Origin of the sequence: Chitinophaga sp. (assembly GCF_039596155.1) — a bacterium.
Lineage (GTDB): Bacteria > Bacteroidota > Bacteroidia > Chitinophagales > Chitinophagaceae > Chitinophaga.
This window is the reverse complement of the sequence record NZ_JBCNKF010000001.1, coordinates 155,346-176,014: the sequence shown is the minus strand read 5'-3', so window position 1 is coordinate 176,014 and position 20,669 is coordinate 155,346. Positions and strand designations below refer to the sequence as shown.

Below are 20,669 nucleotides of genomic sequence, written 5' to 3'. Positions count from 1 at the left end.
GCCTTTAAGCAAAAATTGAAAATAAAAGCGCTGTTGCGTTGTATGTTGTTGTACACCAACATACATCTTTTGCGGCATCGGTTGTTTTAACTACTTTTTCTCTATTATTACTTTGTTGTTTTCCTTTGTAATCTTCACATGAAATAATTCAGATAAACCATCCAGCAACATATTCATTTGCTGACCGGGTACTGTGCCCGTGAACTGCTGGCGTAACAGCGAGGAGTCCCTAATCTCTACTGATACCCCATAAGTATCTTCCAGTTGCTGGGCCAGCTGGGCGAACGTAGCATTTTCAAAATGGAGGTTGCGCTTAGTCCAGGAAGTATAGGTGAGTGTATCTGCATGCTTCCTTTGCATCGTCTGCTCCTGCTGTTTGAATTCAACCAGGTCCCCTGGCTGCATAACGATTGACTTTTCAGGTTCTTTACTGCTATGCAGGCGTACTTTACCAGAATTAAGCACTACCTGCATGCGACCATGTCTGTCGATGAGATTGAAGGTAGTACCCAGTACTTCTACCTGCATCCGGCTGGCAGTATTGACCAGAAAAGGACGTGGAACGGGCGTAGGGTGAACGGAGAACCAGGCTTCTCCTTCTATCCACACTTCCCTGTTTTTCACATGTTTCCAATTATCATAATAGCGTAAGGTACTGTTGGCATTCAGGGTAATCACCGATTGATCAGGTAGTACGACGGTACGCAGTTCTCCATAAGCTGTATGAATTACTTTCAGTTGTTGATAATGATAAAAGGATACACCTGCATAGGTCATCACGATCAACCCTGCGGTGACGGCGGCTACTTTCAGCAAGGTGCGGATGCGGCGACGTGGCTTGTAAAAGAGCGTATGCATAACGTTTTCGTACAGTGCCGGTGGTGCCGTAACATCACTTCCATTTCCTTCTTCCAGGTCCAGCATAATCGATTCCTCCAGATACCTTTTACCCTCATCAGTTGAGAACCATTCCAGTACAATCCGGTATTCTCCGGGCGTACATTGGTCCTGTCTGAACTTCTGTAAAAGATGCTGGTCGATAAGCGGCTTCATATTAGTACTACACCTGAAGTTTTAAAAAGTATTATGCCTGATGAAAAAAAAGTTTGCAAACGATGGTGGTGAAGGTAAAAAGCAATTTCAGCACAGATTTCAGGGTTTTGCTGGCTTGTGAATACTGGAACTTAACTGTATTGATACTCAGTCCTAAACGCTGGGCAACTTCCTCGTTGGAGAGCCCCTGCTCAGATTTCATTTTAAAGATATGTTTCTTCTGTGCAGACAAGCTGTCGATAGCAGTGTCAACTGCCTTTTTATAATCATTGAATATAATAATGGATTCAGTTTCCTGGTGAATGTCGCCTGCATTGTAAGAGATCTCATAGTTCTTGACAAGCATACGTTTGTTGTTCCTGATGAGGTTCAGTATATGGAACTTCAGCGTTTTAAACAGGTAATTGCGTACCCCCTGCAACGGATCAAGCGCCTCCCTGTGCGTCCACAGTCTCACGAAGGTTTCGTGCACAGCATCTTCAGCGGCAGCCGCACTTTTCAGGTACCTGCATGCTACACCATATAATAGTTGGTGATAGGTAGCATACAATTCCTCAAATGCAGAGTGATCGCCGTTCTTCAGACGCGTGGCCAGAATTTGATCGTTGTTGCGTATTGATTCCATTCCGTGATAGATAAAATTAGGCCGGTTATGGAACTTTATTAAATGTAAAATTACCCATTACAGGTACTTTTTTACCAGTGGAGGAAATTTAGGGTTGATTATAAAGGAATTAATCAATTGATGGTGAGTGCCACCCTTTTGCTTTTATGTACTGAATATAACCGTCCCCAATTGCTGAAGCCGCAGCTTCAGCAATTGGGGACGGAACAGTATGGCCGATGGCCGGTGATAATTAATTATTGAAGGATGATTGTCAGCATTTTCTTAGCACCATAGCCAGATACTTCTACAATGTAGAACCCTTTTGGCAGTGCCGACAGTTCAAGTAATTGCTGTTGTTGAGTGGTGTTGATGGCATATACAACCACACCCTGTAAGTTATACACTTTCACGGCTACCTGTTGTGTAAGCGGGTAACCGAATTTCAGGTATACCTGTCCTTCGGAAGGATTAGGGAACGCACTGACTGTGTTGCTTCCCAGTGAGACGTTGGTAATAGCAGTAATAATCACAGCACGGGCGTCTGACTGGCTGCTACAACCGGTACCGTTCATGGCAGCTACCGTATAAGAGCCATTCGCCCTTGCACGGATAGCAGCGCTTGTAGCCCCGGATATAGCCACATTATCTTTGTACCACTGCAGGTCATATATACTGCTGGTGAAAAGGCTATCGCCGACTTGCTTAATGACAGGTGGTGGTGGCTGATTGGTAATGGCAAATGTCCCCGACCAGTTAGTCGTATCAGCAGGGGAGCTGGAGATCACTCTTACTATATAGTTGGAAGCACATGCCAGAGAGTCGGGTATAGCTACGGACAGGTTGGTTGGATCGGTACTTTTTATAGTGCCGAGATTGATTACTTCTGTGTCAGTCAGCGTACGGGCACCGGGATTTTTGACGGTGAGTTCGATGGTAAATTCGTTGTCAGTATTAAAGGCGACATTACCGAAATCAGCAGAGAGCTGCAGCCTGTCGCTGTTAGCAGCAGGTGGAGTGACTTCAGTTACTGCCGGTGCGGTGTATACTATTGTTTCGGTATCATCACATCCATATTGAGAAGTTGCTACTACCTCGTAGTTGCCGGATCCGGACGGGTAGATGAACCAATTGGTATCCTGCAGGCCTTTACCATCCTTGCTCCATTTATAAGTAAAGGAAGAATGGTCTCTGTATGCGGGTATAGCAAAAATAGTATCCTGTACACCACGGTGTATGGAGAGGTTTATCGCATTTGACAGGTAAACAGGAACAATCAGTGCAGCTGTTTGGCTGATCGTCCAGCCAGCCGCTGTTACTGCCGTAAAGGAAATATTGTAGGTACCAGGATGAGCGAAACGATGCCATTCTTCTACTGTTGCAGTTGCTCCATCCCCATAGTCAACAGATCGGGAAACGATCACATCATTCGCAGGCAGGTTTTCAATACTGGCATGCATAAGCCAGCTTGCAGAATCGCACGGTGCAGCTGTAAAGGTCAGTATTGCTGACGCAGTCCTGGCCACGTATGTAAGCGGTGCTGATTCACGTGAACAGCTATCAAGTTTTAACACCAGTTTGTAAACACCACTAAGAGTCGGGAAAGGTGCTTTTCCACCAGTAGCGACCAGCGAATCATTCCTATACCAGTTGTATGTATAGGCAGCATTGTAATCCTTCGCTTTCAATGTATCTGCATCGTTCACAATCGCAGCAGGTAATCTATTTACCTGCACGCTGATTGAATCTACGGCACGGATATTCCCACAGTAGTCTTTCAGTGTTGCAATATAAGTGCCTGAAGTATTCACGTAAATACTTCCTCCCTGAAAAGGAAAATTACTCCATGTTATGGAATAGGGTTGATATTGATTTACCGTCGCATTTATGTTAGTGCCTATTTCAAATGATTCCCCACAATTATAGTTGTGAACAATAGCTGTACTCATTGTCCACGGCGCAGTTACCGTCAGCGTCTTAGCCGTAGATGCGGTATCGCCCGAAGCTGTCTGCACCCATAATTTCAACACATAATTTCCTTTATTCAAATGAAGTACAGGAGGATTTCTTTCTGAAGACAAAGGCTCTCCGTTGAGCGTCCATTTATATACCTGGATGGTATCTGTACGTTTATAACCACCTCCAAATTTACAAGTTACCACTGCGTCATCACAATTGATCATTGTCTGAATGGCTGGTGTTAACTTATCGACCAGGTTGACTCTAAAGTACTCATAGGCATAATCATTTTGCTTTTGCACTTTTAAAAAATATGACCCGGCATTCCTTGTATAAAAAGTAGAATCCGTTGATATGAGCTCTCCTGTTCTGGAGTTCGCCCATAGCCAGGTAGCGTTGCTATTTGAATCCTTCAGGAATAATGTGTCTCCTGTTATAATTGTGGTGTCAATGTTATTAAAAAAGTTATGATGTATATAAGGCGCACGGGGAATGAAATGATAGCTTGCTACTGTATCACAATGGTATACTACATCACTCTTAAGATTTACACTTATACCCGGATAAAAGTTTGATTTCGCATTATAATAGTAACCAACAGCATAAGGAAGCGTATTTAATCCCCGGTCATAATCGCTGCCGGACTTAAACATAAATGAATTATAACTACCCTCGGGAAAAGGGAAATTAACGTTCCATCTTATCGTTATTGTATCCTTGTCAATATCATAATAATCACCACTGTCAGCAGGCGTCACAGATAAAGCGGTCTGCAGCTTCTGTACATACACCGAATCCGTCACCGTCTGCCCGCATTGCTGCAGGTTTACCTTGTACAAACCATCTTTACTCACCTGGATGGAAGAAGAGGTTTCACCAGTCGACCATTGATAGCTGTATGGAAATTGAGGAAACTTTGATGCATACCCACTATCTTTCAAAGTGGCAGTTGTTTCATTACCACACATCAGATAGTAAGACGGTACTTTTAATACGGGCAACAAATACACAGCATCCTGCTTATCTGACACCTGCGTGGAATCCACATTTCCCTTTGCATCCCTCACTACCAATTTCACCACATACCGCCCAGGCTGCGCATACACATGCGTCGGTGATTGTGAAGTAGCCGTATTGCCGTCACCGAAATTCCATTGCCAGGAAACAATATCTCCTGTACTCTGATCTGTAAAATGTAAGTTCTGCCGGGCAGCACACATCACAGCGGAATCTACAGTATAGCGGGCTTTTAATAATTGTGCTGATGAATACGTACCAATGCAGAGCAGTACAAACAATAGTAAAATTCTTCTCATTTATGTATAGGGATTGATAATCAACTAAAAGATAAAGATATGCATCCTATTATAAAATACTCATAAATATTATTGTTATAATTTATCAGCTGGTAATCTGCCCTACCTACCCTTCCGTTAAAAACCCCTAACTTTGCCCGGTGATTTCGCAACAAACCATACAACAGATTCTTGCCCGCATTGATATCGTGGAGATTGTCGGCAATTTCGTAAAACTGAAAAAGAGAGGCGCCAATTACCTTGGACTCTGCCCTTTTCACAACGAGAAGAGCCCGTCATTTACTGTCACGCCAAGCAAAGAGATCTACAAATGCTTTGGCTGCGGAGTCAGCGGAAATGCCATCAAATTCCTCATGGAGCATGAAAAATACTCCTATGTGGAAGCCCTCCGATGGCTTGCCCAGCGCTACGATGTCACCGTAGAAGAGACAGAAGTCAGCGCAGAAGTAAAGCAACAACAGCAACTGGCTGACAGCCTTTACATTATCAACAACTTTGCAAGAGAATACTTTTCCAATACGCTCTTTAATACAGAAGAAGGCCAGAATGTAGGGCTCAGTTACTTTGAAGAAAGAGGCTTCACACAGGAAACTATCCGTAAGTTCCAGTTGGGCTATAGCCTCAATGTATGGGATGCCTTTACCAAAACAGCCCTCGCCAAAGGGTATAACCTGGAATACCTGCAAAAAACAGGTCTGGTCACCATCAGGAATGAACAACCCGGCGATAACTACAGGGGCAGGGTTGTCTTCCCTATTCACAACCAGAGTGGTAAAGTGCTGGGGTTTGGTGCCCGTATCCTTGTCAAAAACGATCGTGCGCCTAAATACGTCAACTCCCCGGAAAATGAAATCTATGTCAAAAACCGGGTGTTGTATGGTACTTACTTTGCCCGCCATGCTATCGACAAACTGAATGAATGTTTGCTCGTAGAAGGTTATACCGATGTCATTTCCCTCCACCAGGCCGGTATTGAAAACGTAGTGGCCTCCAGTGGTACTTCCCTCACACAGCACCAGCTGCGCCTTATCAAGAAATATACAAATAACCTGACCATCCTCTTCGATGGTGACAATGCCGGTGTAAAAGCTGCATTGCGCGGGTTGGATATGGCGATTGAAGAAGGGTTAAATGTGAAGCTGGTATTGATACCTGACAAGGAAGACCCGGATAGTTATGTACAAAAAATAGGTGCAGAAGCTTTCCGCCAATTCATTGCAGACAATAAACAGGACTTCATCCTGTTTAAACTGCAAATATCCATGCAGGACGCCGGCAATGATACCACAAAAAAATCACAGCTGGTTAATGAAATTGCGGAGACCATCGCCAAAATCGATAAGACGGAAGACTTTACCCGGCAACAGGACTACATCCGCCAGTGTAGCCAGGTACTGAAGATCGATGAACAGGGCCTGATCAACCTGGTGAACAAATTCATCAGGGAGAAATTACAGAAGAAAGAACAACAGTTCACCCGCGACCAGGAGAAAAATACCCCTCCCCCGTCGGACGATGATCTGTCTCCCGAAGCCATCGCCGCGATGGAAGCCATGGAGAATGGAGGTGTCGTATCGGACAACTTCTTTAATCCTGATGAAAGACAGGAGAGAGAACTGGTGAAAATATTGCTCCGCTTTGGCGATAAACCATTTAGTGAAGAAGATCAGAATACCGTGGCTGATTATATTTTCCACCTGCCTTATGATTTTGAATCGCTGGCAGACAACGAGATTGTAAAACGCATTCTCAGAGAATATAAGCAGATGTATGATGAAGATAACCTGCCTGATAAGAAATGGTTCCTCTATCACAGTGATCATGATGTAACCGCACTGGTGGTACAGATCATGGAAGATAAAGAAGCCGAATTGAGTCCTAAATGGAAAGAGGAATTTGAAATTGATACAGTGTACGGGGATAATGCTTACCTGAAAGATACGATCTCTACTACCAACTATCTCATGCTACGGAAGATCCGGAAAATGATCATTGAAAACCAGCAGGAGATGGAGAAATCGACGGATTTTGAAGTACAGATCAACTGTATTAAAATGCATAAGCACCTGAAGCAACTGGAGAATGAGCTGACGAATGGATTGGGGACGGTGATATTCAGATAATTTAAGCATGACTGCATGCTACATAAAAAAGGAGCCTGTATCTTTTCTTTTGATACAGGCTCCTTTTTTGTGATTATTTTTTAAACTCCCATACCTGGAAGCTCATGGAATATTGATGCCGCTCGTCCTTCTCATACAGTTCGTCCTTCACTTTCACCCATTTTGACTGGTCAAAGTCAGGGAAATATGTATCCCCTTCCACTTCTGCATGTACTCTTGTCAGGTAGATCCTATCTATGATTTCCTTTTCAATCGCCATCTTAAAAATCTCTCCTCCCCCTGTCACAAATAGTTCATCTGTGCCAAAGGTCTTTGCCTTTTCAATACCCGCCTCCAGTGAAGGTACCACAATCAATCCCGGCCTGGTATAGCCTTCCTGACGGGTGATCATGATATTAGGCCGGCCCGGCAGCACTTTTCCTAACTCTTCAAATGATTTACGACCCATCACAATTGGTTTCCCCATTGTTGTGTCTTTGAAATATTTCATATCTACCGGCAGGTGCCATGGCAGATGATTATGAATACCGATCACATTATTTTCTGATGCAGCAACGATTATAGAAACCATGTATTGATTTTAGAAAAAGAAGAAAAACTTAAACGGCTACCGGTGCTTTGATATGTGGATGGAACTGGTAATTTTCCAGTTCAAAGTCCTCATATTCAAAGGCGAAAATATCCTTCTTCGCAGGATTGATTTTCATTTGCGGCAATGCATAAGGAGTGCGGGTCAACTGCAGCTTTGCCTGTTCTATATGATTGCTGTATAAATGTACGTCGCCAAAAGTGTGTACAAAATCGCCTGGTTCCAACTCGCATACCTGCGCGATCATCATTGTCAGCAGCGCATAGGAGGCAATGTTGAAAGGTACACCCAGGAAAACGTCGGCACTACGCTGGTAGAGCTGACAACTGAGACGACCATCTGCCACATAGAACTGGAACAGGCAATGACATGGACTCAGCGCCATTTCCGGCAGGTCAGCCGGGTTCCATGCTGTAACGATAATACGGCGGGAGTCAGGATTCTTTTTGATGGTGTTGATCGCATCACTGATCTGGTCGATGACTTTGCCATCTTTTGTTTCCCAGCTACGCCATTGTTTACCATATACAGGACCGAGATCGCCGTTTTCGTTAGCCCATTCATCCCAGATCCTTACGCCATTGTCTTTCAGGTATTTGATATTGGTATCGCCCTTCAGGAACCAGAGCAGTTCGTAGATAATGGATTTCAGGTGCAGCTTCTTGGTCGTTACCAGCGGAAAGCCTTCCTGTAGATTAAAACGTAACTGAGCTCCAAAGCAGCTGACAGTGCCTGTACCAGTACGGTCGGTTTTTACGGAGCCGTGGTCCAGGATATGTTGGAGTAAGTTGAGGTATTGTTCCATTTGGCAAAAGTAAGGAAAAAAGGATCGCTTCCACCTTTGCCAGGTGGTTACAACCCTCTTCGTTTCATCTCTTTTCGCAGCAGGCCCAGTTCACGTCCCATTTGCCCGGAGATAGAAGTATTCTCCTGTGCACGACGGATCAGGTAAGGCATTACATCCTTTACAGGACCATAAGGCAGGTACTTTGACACCCTGTAACCTGCATGCGCCAGGTTGAAGGTGATGTTGTCGCTCATGCCATATAACTGGGAAAAGCTGACATGTGGGTGTTGGTGAGGTAGATTTTGTTGTTCCAGCAGCCGGGCCCCCAGCATACTGCTGTCTTCATTGTGTGTACCAATGAAAACGGCCAGTTTATCGAGGTGTTGCATGCAGAATGCTACCGCAGCGTTGTAATCAGCATCGGTAGCTGCTTTGTTTGGTTGGATGGGGGATGGATATCCCATTTCTTCGGCGCGTTTACGCTCCTTTTCCATATAAGCGCCTCTTACCAGTTTTGCACCCAGCAGGTAACCTTCCTGCTGTGCTTTTTGGAAAGAAGCTTTTAAAAACTCCAGGCGATCGTGACGATACAACTGGAAAGTATTGAAAATGATTACGTTTTCTTTGTTGAACTGTGCCATCAACCTGTCAGCCATGTCGTCTACCGGCTGCTGAATCCAGCTTTCTTCGGCATCTATGAGCAGGCCTTTGTTATACTTAGCAGCAGTCGCAGCAATCGTCTGTATACGCTTTGTCACTCTTTCAAACTCCGCAGTCTCTTCAGCAGAGAGCGTTTCGCCGGCATGCATTTTTTCCAGCAGGGAAATACGGGCAAATCCGGTCACCTTGATGGCGATAAACGGAATGCTGGCTTTATTGCCGGCATACTCGATCGCCCGGATGAATTCCGGTACCGCCTGGTCGTAATTTTCCTCTCCTTCCATCGCTTCTACCCCGTAATCCAGGGCCACCCCTACATGATACTTGCTGAGGGTCTCAGCTGTACGGGCTGCTTCTTCCAGGTTTTCGCCTCCGCAGAACTGGTCAAAGATGGTAGATTTAATGATCCCCTTTACAGGCAGGTGCATCTTAAAGGCTAAGGGCGTAAGGGCCGCTCCCAGCTTTACCAGCCAGGGCTTACCGATGTTGCTAAACAGGAAGTCAGCTTTTTTCAATGCTTTATCCGTTCTGGATTCAAAGGCGATAGCGGTATTCTCGAATGACAAAGGTTGCTGCTTTTCCATGGGGCGCAAAGTTAAGGTGCCTCCCAACATCACCAACAGTGAGGCCCGCCTGCTTGTCGTCAGGTTTAGATAATATCAAATCAAGTGAAGTCTTAATTAAATAAATTGATAATAAAGGTTCTTTTTTTATTTGATCCCGTCGGGTATACGGCCTATAATTTTTTCTTTATTTTTATAGCTTCAACAAAATCAAAATTCCCAGTGCCTTCAAACTCAAAGTCCAGCAAGTGGCTGTATATCATTATCGTTCTTATCTTAAGTGGCACCACCATCGGCATGTGGTATTTCAGGCAGGGAAAGCCAGCCCTGGCATCATTCAGAGAAGCACAGGTGAATTATACCCCGCATGAGGGTACCCTGGGTAACCGTACCCGGTTTACATTACCTGATGGTACAGAGATACTGCTGAATGGAAAATCGACCGTACTGGTGCCTGATAATTATGCACAGACACATACGTTATTGTTGGATGGGGAAGCCTGGATCAATACCCGGAACGCCCTGAAAGTGGTAACGAATATTCTCACGATCAGCAATACTGCACCGGCAGCTTTCAGAATTCGTTGTTTTGAGAAACAGCAGGGCGCCACGGCCTATCTGGGAAGTGGAACGGTATTGGCAGCTAAATCTTACCATTCCACTACTGATAACCAGGCAGAAACGCTGGGTATTGGCAATATGGTGCTCGCCAACAAAGAGATAGACCTCATGGAAAAGGAGACTTACCAGCCGGCAGAACTGGATCAATGGCTCAGGGGTGAGCTGATCTTTTCAGATGTCCCTTTTATGAAGGCTATGCAGGTACTGGAAGAATGGTATGGTGCAGAGATCTATGTAGATGGCGATGTGTCCGGATTACAAAATGTAAAGGGCGCGTATACAAATCAATCACTGGAACAGGTGTTGAAAGTGATGCAGCAAAAAATGCCTTTTACATATAGCCTGAAAGGTGATAAGGTAAAAATAAAAGTATAAAGGTGCCTGATAACTTTATTAAGAATACGTATTAACCCATGGATGAACTCGCGCACTTAGAGGCTACGCCAATTGCCTTAAAAATGGCAGTAGCTATTGGCATCGGAATGCTGGTAGGTATGGAAAGAAAATGGTCTCAAAAAGAGGCTGGTATTCGTACATTCTCAATTGTCGCCTTACTGGGTATGCTAAGTGCCGTCATCAGTGAGCAGTTCATCGTTATTGCCATGTTGGGCGTGTTCCTGCTGGTCATTGCCATCAATGCGCGTAGCCTGCTGGCGGAAAGACAGGTTGAAATCACCACATCTGCTGCACTCATTGTCAATTGCGTACTAGGAGTGCTGGTAGGTCTGGGGCATATTTTCACACCTGTGGCCGGCGCCATTGTGATGACCATGCTGCTGGCATGGAAGTCAGAACTGAATAAGTTTGCCGGTGGTCTGCTGCCTTCCGAAATCAGAAGTGCTATCTTACTGGGACTGATCGGCTTCGTGATCTATCCTATTCTTCCGGACAGATATATTGACCGCTGGGAGTTATTTAACCCCAGTGATGCCTGGCTCAGTGTCATTGCCATAGCCGGTATCGGTTTTGTAAACTATGTATGCTTAAGGGTATTCAGTACAAGCGGGTTATACCTGGGCGCTATATTCGGGGGACTGGTAAACAGTAGTGCTACAGTAGCAGAGGTGAGTTCCAGGGTGCAGACATCGGGGCTTACTTCCAAAATGACAACCCTTTGTATGCTGACTACCATTGCCATGTTTGCACGCAATCTTGTCATTGCTACCTTATTTTCGCCAGCCTCATTATCTTCTACCCTTGTTCCTTTACTGGCTATGTCCATTGTTGCCGGCCTCTTTATATGGCGGGATAAAATTCATGAAAGCAGCATTTCAGATGATGCCGGAACGTTGAAACTTGCATCTCCTATTTCCCTGCCCAAGGTATTATGGTTTGGTGTGTTGTTTATCATGATCCAGGTAGGTGGTACCTTACTGACAAGGGTATTTGGCAGTTATGGCTTACTGGCTACCGGGGTATTTGGTGGATTGGTAAGTAGTGCCAGCACTACAGCAGCTGCCGCTACCATGGCCATGCACAACAGAATCAGCCCGGCACTGGCAGGGAACGTAGCGATTTTATCTTCGCTGGCAAGTGCAGTCGTTAACCTGCCTATCGTATGGAAGAATATTCAGGATAAAGGTGTTGTGAAAAGACTGACAATTGAGTTAATGGTGGTAATTGGTGTAGGGATCGGATTAGTGATACTGGATAGGATCTTCCAGCTCTCAGAAATGCTCTTAAAATTATAATCCATTCTCCGGCATCCAGTCCAGTTCCCGGGCGTCCGAGAGATCATCTGCCAACACTTCCACCGGATCTACCACCACGATAATCTTATTACTCACAAGATTCATCGTGTCATACGCCGCATATTGCAAGGTAAACTGCTTACCCTGCAATCTTTCCGGTATGCCGATCACAATGGCCTCATCCCCATAATTCCCTATTTTATACAGCACCCGGGTACCCACTACCTGTACAAAATACCCAGCCAGAAAGCGATCCTTTGGATTGGGATAAATGTACACGTACTGGTTATCCACATTCCTGTGAATACCCGTAAACAATTCCGGCGCTTCCGGACCCTGTGATGCGGCTGGGAATCCTTCTCTGGTACAGGTTCCATAACTTACACTCAATACTTCCTTTTCTTCTGTTTCCTCTAAGAAAGACATCAGTTTATCCATATAAAAGGCAAAGATGAATACCACATTTGCCATAACTCCGAATAATATTAACTTATCCATTGAGGGAGGTTATGCTACAAACTTACAGTTGCTGACAAAGGTTTTTAGGGATAATCTACTAAACGGTGGACGAAAGTGAGAAGTAAAATTGACTACTAAGATATTACTATATCGTCAGCTCCAAATATAATTGATAAATGGTAAGAAAAAGCTAAAATCATAAAAATTTAAAGAGAGGAACTTAGCTAAGTTCCTCTCCTACTTTTTTCAATAATGCAAGAGTTTTCCTTATGCCTTCATCTTCAGACAATTGGTTACCCTCGAATTCTATTCCGATATGACCTGTATAACCAGCCTCCTTCACGATCTTCAACATTTTGTGATAATCGGTTTCTATACACTTACCATTTGCATCGAAATCATAGGTTTTAGCACTTACCCCTTTCGCGAAAGGCATTAACTCAGTTACGCCCTCATAGCGATCATATTCCTCCAGGCATTTTGTTTTTGCCCAGGCTTCCGGTGTATTGGCTTCAGGCTTGGTCCTGTTCAGACAGAAATTACCAAAGTCAGGGAGGGTACCGCAATTAGGACGGTTGATTGTTTTCATGACACCAGACAGCCATTTACCGTTAGAGGAAATGCCACCATGGTTTTCCACGATCACATTGATATTGTGGGTACTTGCGAATTCTGATAATTTAGAGAGTGATTCCACCACTGCTTTGGCTACCTCGTCCGGCTTACCTTGTCCGGCGGCATTTACGCGGATGGCGTGACAGCCCAGGTATTCTGCCGCTTCTACCCATTTGTAATGGTTTTCTACAGCCTGGTGCCGTTTCTTTGCATCCTGATCACCCATTTCACCTTCTCCGTCACACATGATGAGTACACTTCTTACACCATTATCACTACAGCGTTTTTTCAGATCAGCCAGGTAACCTTTGTCCTGCGCTTTATCCATGAAAAACTGGTTAACATACTCTACCGCCTCAATGCCGAAATCTTTTTTGGCTTTCACAGGGAAGTCAAGGTGAGTCATTTGTTTTGCAAACAATGCACGGTGGAAGGACCATTCTGCCAGGGATATTTTGAAAAAGAGGGACTTGGCTGTACCCAGCGCTTCCGCTTTAGTGGCGGCAGTGGAGTCGCTTGTACCTGATTCTTTTGTTGACTGACCATTATTACATGCTGCCAGAATTGTAGGAACCATGCCGGCGCCCATTGTGTACAATGCCAGTTGACGAAGGAAATCCCGACGATGAGAAGGAGCATTCATATACGTGGTTTTGATTGATGAAAGTGGATTCCGGCCCCGTTTTTGAGACCTGCTTATTCCCTAACAATTTATCAAATTAACAGGACAAATGAAAGATGACTACAGATTATTTATAAAAATTTAGCCGAAAGGCATACTTTTTTCGCTTTTAGTTATTATCTTTTGCCTCTCATTCCCGTTTGTCTTTATTATAGATTCCACCACGTGATGCCGAAAGGCGTCTTGTATGATAAAACTTGAGCCGTACTGCTTACGGTAGTACGGCTCCTCCACGTTATCTCTTCCTTATTTTTCATTTATCCTTTGCTGAATAACAGCGCTTTCTCTCTCCGGAAACTGTCAATCAATTTCTTTTCAGATTGTTATTACAGGCGTTTATAAACGATCCTCAAACTATTCCTTTGGCGGATGCCTGTGCCACCAGCTTGCCAGCAGGGACCCCGTCACGTTCATCAACGGGCCGAACACTGCCGGCGCCAGTCCTACCGTTGCGATCTTACCCATACTCTTCGCTATCGCAGATGCCAGCCCGCTGTTCTGCATGCCTACTTCTATCGCAATTGTACGGCAATCCTGCTCCCTCATCCTGATCAGTTTACATAACCAGTAGCCCAGGCCGTAACCTGATAAATTATGGATCAGGGAACTGAGTATCAAAAACAATCCTACATCCAGCAGGCTGTCGCGACCATGTGCTGTAATGATCACGATGATCAGTCCAATAGCTGTCATCGAAATCTTCGGCATAATATCATCCAGCCATTTTGCCTTTCCACTCAAAAAATGATTGAAGATCAAACCCGCTGCTACCGGTATGATCACCAGTTTGCAAATATCCCACATCATGTGTGTTACACTGATGTCTATATAACTTCCTGCCAGCCAGCGCATCAGCAATGGTGTCACAAAAGGCGCCATCATGGTAGAAATAGCCGTCAGCGTGACGGACAGGGCAATGTTCGCTTTTGCCAGGTAAGAAATTACATTCGAAGCCATCCCGCAAGGCACGGTACCTACCAATACTACTCCTGCGGCTATCTCAGGCGGAAATCCAAACAGGTGGGCCAGTGCCCAGCCTATAAATGGCATGATGGTAAAATGACAGAGTACGCCCGTTAATACGCCCATCGGCATCTTTATCACACCATAAAAGTCTTGAAGACTCATTGCCGTTCCCATACCAAACATGATGATCTGGAGTAATGGTGTGATCAGCATGGACAGATCATACTCCCCAATGTGGGTAAAATATTGCGGATAATATAACGAGGTTGTCACAGCGGCGAAGATCATTAATGTATAAACATAACCGCGCGTCTGTGGTTTTCTGGAAAACAATATTGCTAACAGTATCCAAAAACCAATAATGTAAGGGCCCAGCTGATTCATAAGTGGAAATTTATTTTTACCATGTGCGTTTTTCTAACATTTTGTCCAGCGCTTGTCTGGTCATGGGCTGCCTGCCCACCTGCTTGTGCTGCCAATCCAGGAAAGCCTGACGGATAGCGTCGGTCCAGTTGTTGTCCAGTTCACCGGGCGTATACTTACCCGCTTTCAGCATCTCAAAACTAAATGCATCCTTAACTTGTATAAAAGCAGCAATACCAATCACTTTTTCTGCGAGGTGTGCCGGTACAAAGATGACACCTTCCTTACTCGTCAATACGAGGTCTCCCGGCAGTACTACAGCCTTCCCTATACGAATCGGTACATTCATACCTGACAGCATCACATTTTTCAGGAAAGACGGATCCCAGTCTCTCACCAGTGCATTGAATCCCGGAATCTCTTCCAACCCCTCCAGGTCACGCGCCGAAGCATTGAAAACGACACCATTACCTGTGCGGGCAAAGATAGCATTACCCAATGTAGAACCAATCAGGGTGCCATCTGCAATTTTACCAAATCCATCTGCCACATACACATCTCCTTTCGTCAGTTGCTGGATCGGCCAGGAGTTACTATTGCCTTTCCAGCCCTGCTGCTGCCCGCGTTCCTTCATATGTTGCTCCACATCAGGTCTTGAGGGAATGAACATTGCTGTAACGGCCCTTCCCGCTATCACACTATCGGGATGGATCATTTTAAAACCTCCTTCAAACTGGCAATGGTACCCCTCTCCTTCCAAAATCGTCCATACATCATCCAGTCCCACCTCCTTTGCCTGCGTGATTACGGCATCCGGAATACGGGGCCGGCCGTCCGGAAAGCGTTCTCCTTTCCAGTCGGCCGTTAAAAATATCAGTTCGTCTTTGGATATGGTCTGTGCTGCTAAGTTCATATACCCCAGCAGGCAAAGTGGAATCAAAAAAAACAGTTTCATATGTTAATTTTCGGTTTGTACGGTGATATTATCTGCCAGCCCATTCAGGTCATAGACCACCTTACCTGCACGGATCGTGACTTCACAGGCGATTCTATCTTTTCCTTCCAGTTTTACACCCATCGGATCAGCAAACCCAAACTGTCCTTTTTCCAGCCGCAGGATCGCAATATCTGCCACTGTGTTTTCAGACAACGACCCCAGTTCATCATGACGAATTGCTTTTGCAGCATCGTCCGTTGTCGCTTTGATCAGTGCCGGGAAATCCATTCCCATTGCCATCATTTTCGACATCACATTCAGCAGGTCTTTCATCGCCGCATTCATACTCCCCGTATGAATGTCAGTACTGATCGTGTTAGGCAGGAAACCAGCTTTCATAGCCGGCATGGCAATCTTGTAGGAAAAGCTGGTGCCGCCATGCCCTACATCAAAAAGGATCCCTTTTTTACGTGCTGCCCAGATATAACCGGGCACTTTCCCGTTTTCATTTACTACCGGCATGCGACCTTTTACATTCGCATATACATGGGTAAAGATATCTCCGGGACGCAGGTGCTTTTCAAACAGTTCATTCAGTGGCAAAGGAGGAATACTCCCTCCAAAGTCAATCATCACGGGTGTTCCCGTCATCTCCCCTGCCTGCACAGCCCTGTCTACCGGGGTCCATTCTGCACCTTCAAAATGAGCTACCTTGATCCCGACCAGGTACTTTTTATACTGGCGGATGGTCAGCGCCGTCATCTTTGCATCCATATCATTGGTGTCCTGTTCATAAGGACCACCACGCATACCACCGCCGACTATATTCAGGAAGGCCAGTACCCGCGTCTGTGAATGACGAATGGTCTGATCAAGAAATGTTTCAAAGCTGCGCCATCCGGAACTACCGGCATCTACTACTGTTGTAACACCACAACGGAATGTAAAACCATCTGGTGCAACAGCACTGTAACTGTTATTTAAATACCTGTTGGGAGTAGTGCCGATAAAGTTATGTGTATGAATATCGATGAGCCCCGGCGTTACATACAATCCTTTCGCATCGATGACGGTCACTGCTTTTGCAGCGTCAATGTGTGGCGCTACCCGGGCAATAGTATCCTCTCTGAGCGCAATGTCCATGACTGCATCAATGTGATTTCTCGGGTCGATGACGTGCCCGTTCCTGATGAGGAGGCTGTATTGTTGTGCATGCACTGCACTCCCAGCCAGCATGAGTAATAATAAGAACCTCATACGCTGTTACTTTAGTGTTAAGACCTGTAATAAAAATTAACAGGGAGCCCCAAAGGCTCCCTGTGGGGTGACTAAACACACTCCAATTTATCAACCATGTGTTTCTGAAAGCGCTTTTTCTGTCAGCACTTTTTTCAATGCGGTAGCTACTATTTTTTCCTGTCCGGGTACCAGCATCCAGGTTGTAATAGCGATGGCATGCTGGTTTTCCCCATCTGCGACCTCTATCGATGGATTACCGCTTCTCAGTTTCTCCTTGACATCTGCTGCTGTGGCAGGGATCTTTTTTGCATCCCACGATACATGCAATGTAGGTACGTGGTTGGCAATAGCCGGTACTTTTACGGTAGTAGTGACCCCCCCAACGGAAGTAGCCGCATCTCCGATCAGTTTGATCTGTGCCTCCCACATTTTCCATTCCTTATCATGATCGGTAGCCAGGTAAGTTTCCAGGGCGATGAGCATCCCGAGTATTTCCTCTTTATTTACTTTCAGACCTCGGCCAATGGTATTTCCTCTTGGCGGTGCACTGAGGCGTGCCGCCTGGATATATTTCTTTCTGCCAAGCAGCAAACCGGCACTCTGCGGACCACGAATGCCCTTGCCACCAGAGAAGCAGACAAGGTCATATCCCATATTCGTATACTTCCACAGGTTTTCAACCGGGGGTACGTCGGCAGCACAATCGATCATTGTAGGGATGTTGTGCGCCTGTGCAATTTTCAGGAACTCTTCCACCTGTACCGGTCCATCAAAATTGTTGGCATTCAGAAAGTACATCAGTGCTGTCTTGTCAGAGATAGCATTAATGAGATCTTCTTTTGTATCTGTATAAACAATTTTTAACCCCGTGTTCTTCAGCGCATGTGCATATGCAATATCATGCTTGCGCTGAATGATCACTTCTGTCTTCATACCCGTACCTTCCAGGTGAGGCAGCTGTGCCACTTTCTTTTCATCCATGCCGGTCAATACGCCGGCAGCTCCCAGGGTCATGGCCGATGCACAACCCGAAGTAACAGTGGCATATTCACATTTCAGCAGTTTTGCGATGCGCTCTCCCACTTTGTCCTGCAACTCGTCAAGCAATACAAAGTCTTTAGAGGCGTAGTTGATGGCATTCATCACTTCAGGCCGCATAAGCGATCCTGTCATAGCCGTGTAGGTACCGGCCGCATTGATAAATGTACGGATACCCAGTTCCCTGAAATAATCTTTTGCGACAGCAGTGGAGGTGTCGTCCGTTAATGGCAATATTTTAGCGCTGCCTGCGAAAGCCCCGAATACGGGGATCACAGACATATTTTTCAATAAGTCTCTGCGGTTCATGAGTAGTAAAATAAAAACGTGAGGAAGAAAAGGGGGATCGCTTTAATAAGCGATCCCATAGAGAAGGGGGAACTATTGTTATAGAGATGCAATGCAGTCCATCTCTACAAGAGAGTCTCCCGGCACTCCTCCATATACAGCCACGGTAGTGCGTACCGGAGGGTTAGCGCCAAAGCGCCCTCTATACACTTCGTTCATGGCCTTATAATCGTTCAGGTCATGCAGGAATACGCTTACCTTCAGTACTTTGTCCATCGAAGAACCTGCCTTTTTCAGCTGTGTCTCCATTTCTTTCAGCACATGATCTGTATGTGCTTTGATGTCTCCTTCAAAGTGAGCGCCGATGCCGGCAATGTATACCGTATTACCATGTACTTTGAAGCTGGAGAACAACGGTACTTCCTGGTCATACACCACCTGCCCGTTTTCAGCGGTAGCAGGTAGAGTAGCACCGGCAGCTTTGGCAACAGCACTGATTCCTGTGAAACCAGCTGCAGCAGCCAACATCTTCTTTAATACTGATCTTCTTTGGTTTTGCATGATAGAAAATTTGAGCGGATTATTCTTTATCCCACCATACGCGGGTTGTCATCAGGTTAGCCCCTTGTCTGTTCACAGCTTCCTGCAGACTTGCAGCATTCACGCTTTCTTCTGAAGGGGGATACAGCAGACGGCGGGGAATAGTACCACCGGTAATATTGCCGGAAATATTTACAGGTGTCAGTGTAGGATACCCCAGGCGACGCCAGTTAGCATGGATCTCCTGCTCATCAAGGAACATAGATACATAGTATTCATTGCCGATCATCTCCAGCTGCTGTGCAGTAGTACCCGCCAGTACATGTGTAGCCTGATAAGCAGCAATCCTGCTGTCTGCAATCACACCAGCAGCACCAAACTTTGCCCAGTTACGCATAGAAGCACCAATTGCATTGGAGAATGCTGTTGCTGCTACACCCGTGTACCAGCCTCTTACAGCAGCTTCAGCCAGGTACAGATTTACTTCCGCGGCACTCATTACAATGATCGGAGCAGTGTATTGTAAGATAGTAGCCGGGTTAGGTTCTGAATAAGTGGCAAAATTGTCCGGTTTCAGCAGCAGCCCGTTTGGCATACCTGCCTGTAAAGCAGTAGTGGTATCAGCCTTGCCATTATTCCACACGATCGCGATTACATTCAGACGGGGATCGTTGTTGCTCTTCATCATGTTGATGAAAGTCTGCGCCAGTTTACCGCCTTCTGTATTGCTCTTACCATCTGCTACAGCGTAGTCGTTGGAGAGTAATGCAGCTGCTTTCGGATTCCTGTTCAGTGCAGTACCATCTGTGTACTTCATGGTAGCGATATCAGCATCGTCGGTGATCACACCACCCGCGATTGCTTTCGTCACCCAGGTCTGTGCCGTAGCAGCATCTACTTTTGACAGGCGCATACCCAGGCGCAGCATGAGCGAGTAGGCAAACTTTTTCCACCTGGTTACATTGCCGGCGTAGATATAGTCGCCTGCGCCAAATGTTGCTTTAGATGCATCGAAAGCATTGGCAGATTCGTCCAGTTCTTTCAGCATGTCAGCATAAATCGCCTGCTGTGCATCGTACTTAGGTGTGAAGTTGTTGTTTGTGTAACCGTGTGCCGCTTCACTGTAAGGAATATCGCCATAGATATCTGTGAGACGATGCATGATATATACACGCCAGATACGGGCGATAGCACGTTTGTTGGTTTGTGATGAATCGAGTGCATTGATGACTGTGTTTATTTCATTCACAGCCCCGGGATACCCGGTAGTAAAATAATCATATGGATAAGTACCCTGTTGGAAATAATATTTGTCGCCAATACCAGGTACATCTTTGTAAGTAGCAAACTGTTGCATAGAGCCGCCACAAGCCAGTGCGTCGGTCGCAAACCAGCTGTTGTTCAGTGCATCCAGCAGGGACTTGCTGAACATATATTCCGGCACGACAGTGGTAGAGGCATCCGGATTCACATTCATTTCTTCAAAGCCTTTATCACAGGACTGTACCAGTAAGGTAGCTGCGATGGCTGTATATATCAGAAAGTTAAAACGCATTTTCATAATTCGAGTGTGTAA

General features: G+C 45.6%; 17 protein-coding genes. 3 read left to right on the top strand and 14 right to left on the bottom strand.

Annotated features, from left to right (window positions below):
* Positions 1-90: 90 nt before the first annotated feature.
* From ABDW33_RS00610 to ABDW33_RS00600, 3 genes are all read right to left on the bottom strand, one after another.
* Complete coding sequence (locus tag ABDW33_RS00610) at positions 91-1,053, bottom strand: FecR domain-containing protein (RefSeq protein WP_343688124.1); 963 nt, start codon at positions 1,051-1,053, stop codon at positions 91-93.
* A gap of 31 nt (positions 1,054-1,084) precedes the next feature.
* Positions 1,085-1,678, bottom strand: a complete 594-nt coding sequence (locus ABDW33_RS00605; protein ID WP_343688123.1) for an RNA polymerase sigma-70 factor — start codon at positions 1,676-1,678, stop codon at positions 1,085-1,087.
* Between the two features lie 236 nt (positions 1,679-1,914).
* Positions 1,915-4,932 carry a PKD domain-containing protein gene (locus ABDW33_RS00600; RefSeq protein ID WP_343688122.1) on the bottom strand — a complete coding sequence of 1,006 codons (3,018 nt, stop codon included), beginning with the start codon at positions 4,930-4,932 and terminating at the stop codon, positions 1,915-1,917.
* A gap of 140 nt (positions 4,933-5,072) precedes the next feature.
* On the opposite strand from ABDW33_RS00600, the gene dnaG reads away from it, so the two are divergent.
* Positions 5,073-7,055: a DNA primase gene (gene dnaG, locus ABDW33_RS00595; protein ID WP_343688121.1), complete on the top strand. Its 1,983-nt coding sequence runs from the start codon at positions 5,073-5,075 to the stop codon at positions 7,053-7,055.
* Positions 7,056-7,128: 73 nt separating this feature from the next.
* Here the strand turns inward: dnaG and ABDW33_RS00590 are convergent, their stop codons facing one another.
* From ABDW33_RS00590 to ABDW33_RS00580, 3 genes are read right to left on the bottom strand one after another with little or no spacing between them, the layout of a single operon-like run.
* Positions 7,129-7,626, bottom strand: a complete 498-nt coding sequence (locus tag ABDW33_RS00590) for a dihydrofolate reductase (protein WP_343688120.1) — start codon at positions 7,624-7,626, stop codon at positions 7,129-7,131.
* Between the two features lie 28 nt (positions 7,627-7,654).
* Entirely contained in the window at positions 7,655-8,449 is a 795-nt protein-coding gene (locus ABDW33_RS00585; protein ID WP_343688119.1) for a thymidylate synthase, read from the bottom strand.
* 47 nt (positions 8,450-8,496) lie between these two features.
* Complete coding sequence (locus ABDW33_RS00580) at positions 8,497-9,675, bottom strand: proline dehydrogenase family protein (protein WP_343688118.1); 1,179 nt, start codon at positions 9,673-9,675, stop codon at positions 8,497-8,499.
* Positions 9,676-9,876: 201 nt separating this feature from the next.
* Between ABDW33_RS00580 and ABDW33_RS00575 the strand changes: the two genes are divergently transcribed.
* Together ABDW33_RS00575 and ABDW33_RS00570 are read left to right on the top strand one after the other, a co-directional pair.
* On the top strand, positions 9,877-10,650 hold the full coding sequence (locus ABDW33_RS00575; RefSeq protein ID WP_343688117.1) for a DUF4974 domain-containing protein: 774 nt from the start codon (positions 9,877-9,879) through the stop codon (positions 10,648-10,650).
* A 38-nt stretch (positions 10,651-10,688) separates the two neighbouring features.
* Entirely contained in the window at positions 10,689-11,966 is a 1,278-nt protein-coding gene (locus ABDW33_RS00570; RefSeq protein ID WP_343688116.1) for a DUF4010 domain-containing protein, read from the top strand.
* Here ABDW33_RS00570 and ABDW33_RS00565 read toward each other — a convergent pair.
* The 8 genes from ABDW33_RS00565 to ABDW33_RS00530 form a co-directional block, all read right to left on the bottom strand.
* The gene (locus tag ABDW33_RS00565; protein WP_343688115.1) at positions 11,961-12,464 is read right to left on the bottom strand and encodes a hypothetical protein; all 504 of its coding nucleotides are present in this window, start codon (positions 12,462-12,464) and stop codon (positions 11,961-11,963) included. The two genes, ABDW33_RS00570 and ABDW33_RS00565, sit on opposite strands and share 6 nt — an antisense overlap.
* Before the next feature lie 181 nt (positions 12,465-12,645).
* Positions 12,646-13,683, bottom strand: a complete 1,038-nt coding sequence (locus tag ABDW33_RS00560; RefSeq protein ID WP_343688114.1) for a sugar phosphate isomerase/epimerase family protein — start codon at positions 13,681-13,683, stop codon at positions 12,646-12,648.
* Positions 13,684-14,076: 393 nt separating this feature from the next.
* Positions 14,077-15,072 (bottom strand): bile acid:sodium symporter family protein, encoded by a 996-nt coding sequence (locus tag ABDW33_RS00555; protein WP_343688113.1) that lies wholly within the window; start codon positions 15,070-15,072, stop codon positions 14,077-14,079.
* A 16-nt stretch (positions 15,073-15,088) separates the two neighbouring features.
* A complete protein-coding gene (locus ABDW33_RS00550) occupies positions 15,089-16,006 on the bottom strand; it encodes an RraA family protein (RefSeq protein WP_343688112.1) in 918 nt (305 codons plus the stop codon).
* A gap of 3 nt (positions 16,007-16,009) precedes the next feature.
* Positions 16,010-17,245, bottom strand: coding sequence for an amidohydrolase/deacetylase family metallohydrolase (locus tag ABDW33_RS00545; protein WP_343688111.1), 1,236 nt, complete (start codon positions 17,243-17,245; stop codon positions 16,010-16,012).
* A gap of 90 nt (positions 17,246-17,335) precedes the next feature.
* Positions 17,336-18,574, bottom strand: a complete 1,239-nt coding sequence (locus ABDW33_RS00540) for an aminotransferase class V-fold PLP-dependent enzyme (protein ID WP_343688110.1) — start codon at positions 18,572-18,574, stop codon at positions 17,336-17,338.
* A gap of 78 nt (positions 18,575-18,652) precedes the next feature.
* On the bottom strand, positions 18,653-19,114 hold the full coding sequence (locus ABDW33_RS00535) for a RidA family protein (RefSeq protein ID WP_343688109.1): 462 nt from the start codon (positions 19,112-19,114) through the stop codon (positions 18,653-18,655).
* A gap of 19 nt (positions 19,115-19,133) precedes the next feature.
* The gene (locus ABDW33_RS00530) at positions 19,134-20,654 is read right to left on the bottom strand and encodes a SusD/RagB family nutrient-binding outer membrane lipoprotein (protein ID WP_343688108.1); all 1,521 of its coding nucleotides are present in this window, start codon (positions 20,652-20,654) and stop codon (positions 19,134-19,136) included.
* Between the last annotated feature and the right edge of the window lie 15 nt (positions 20,655-20,669).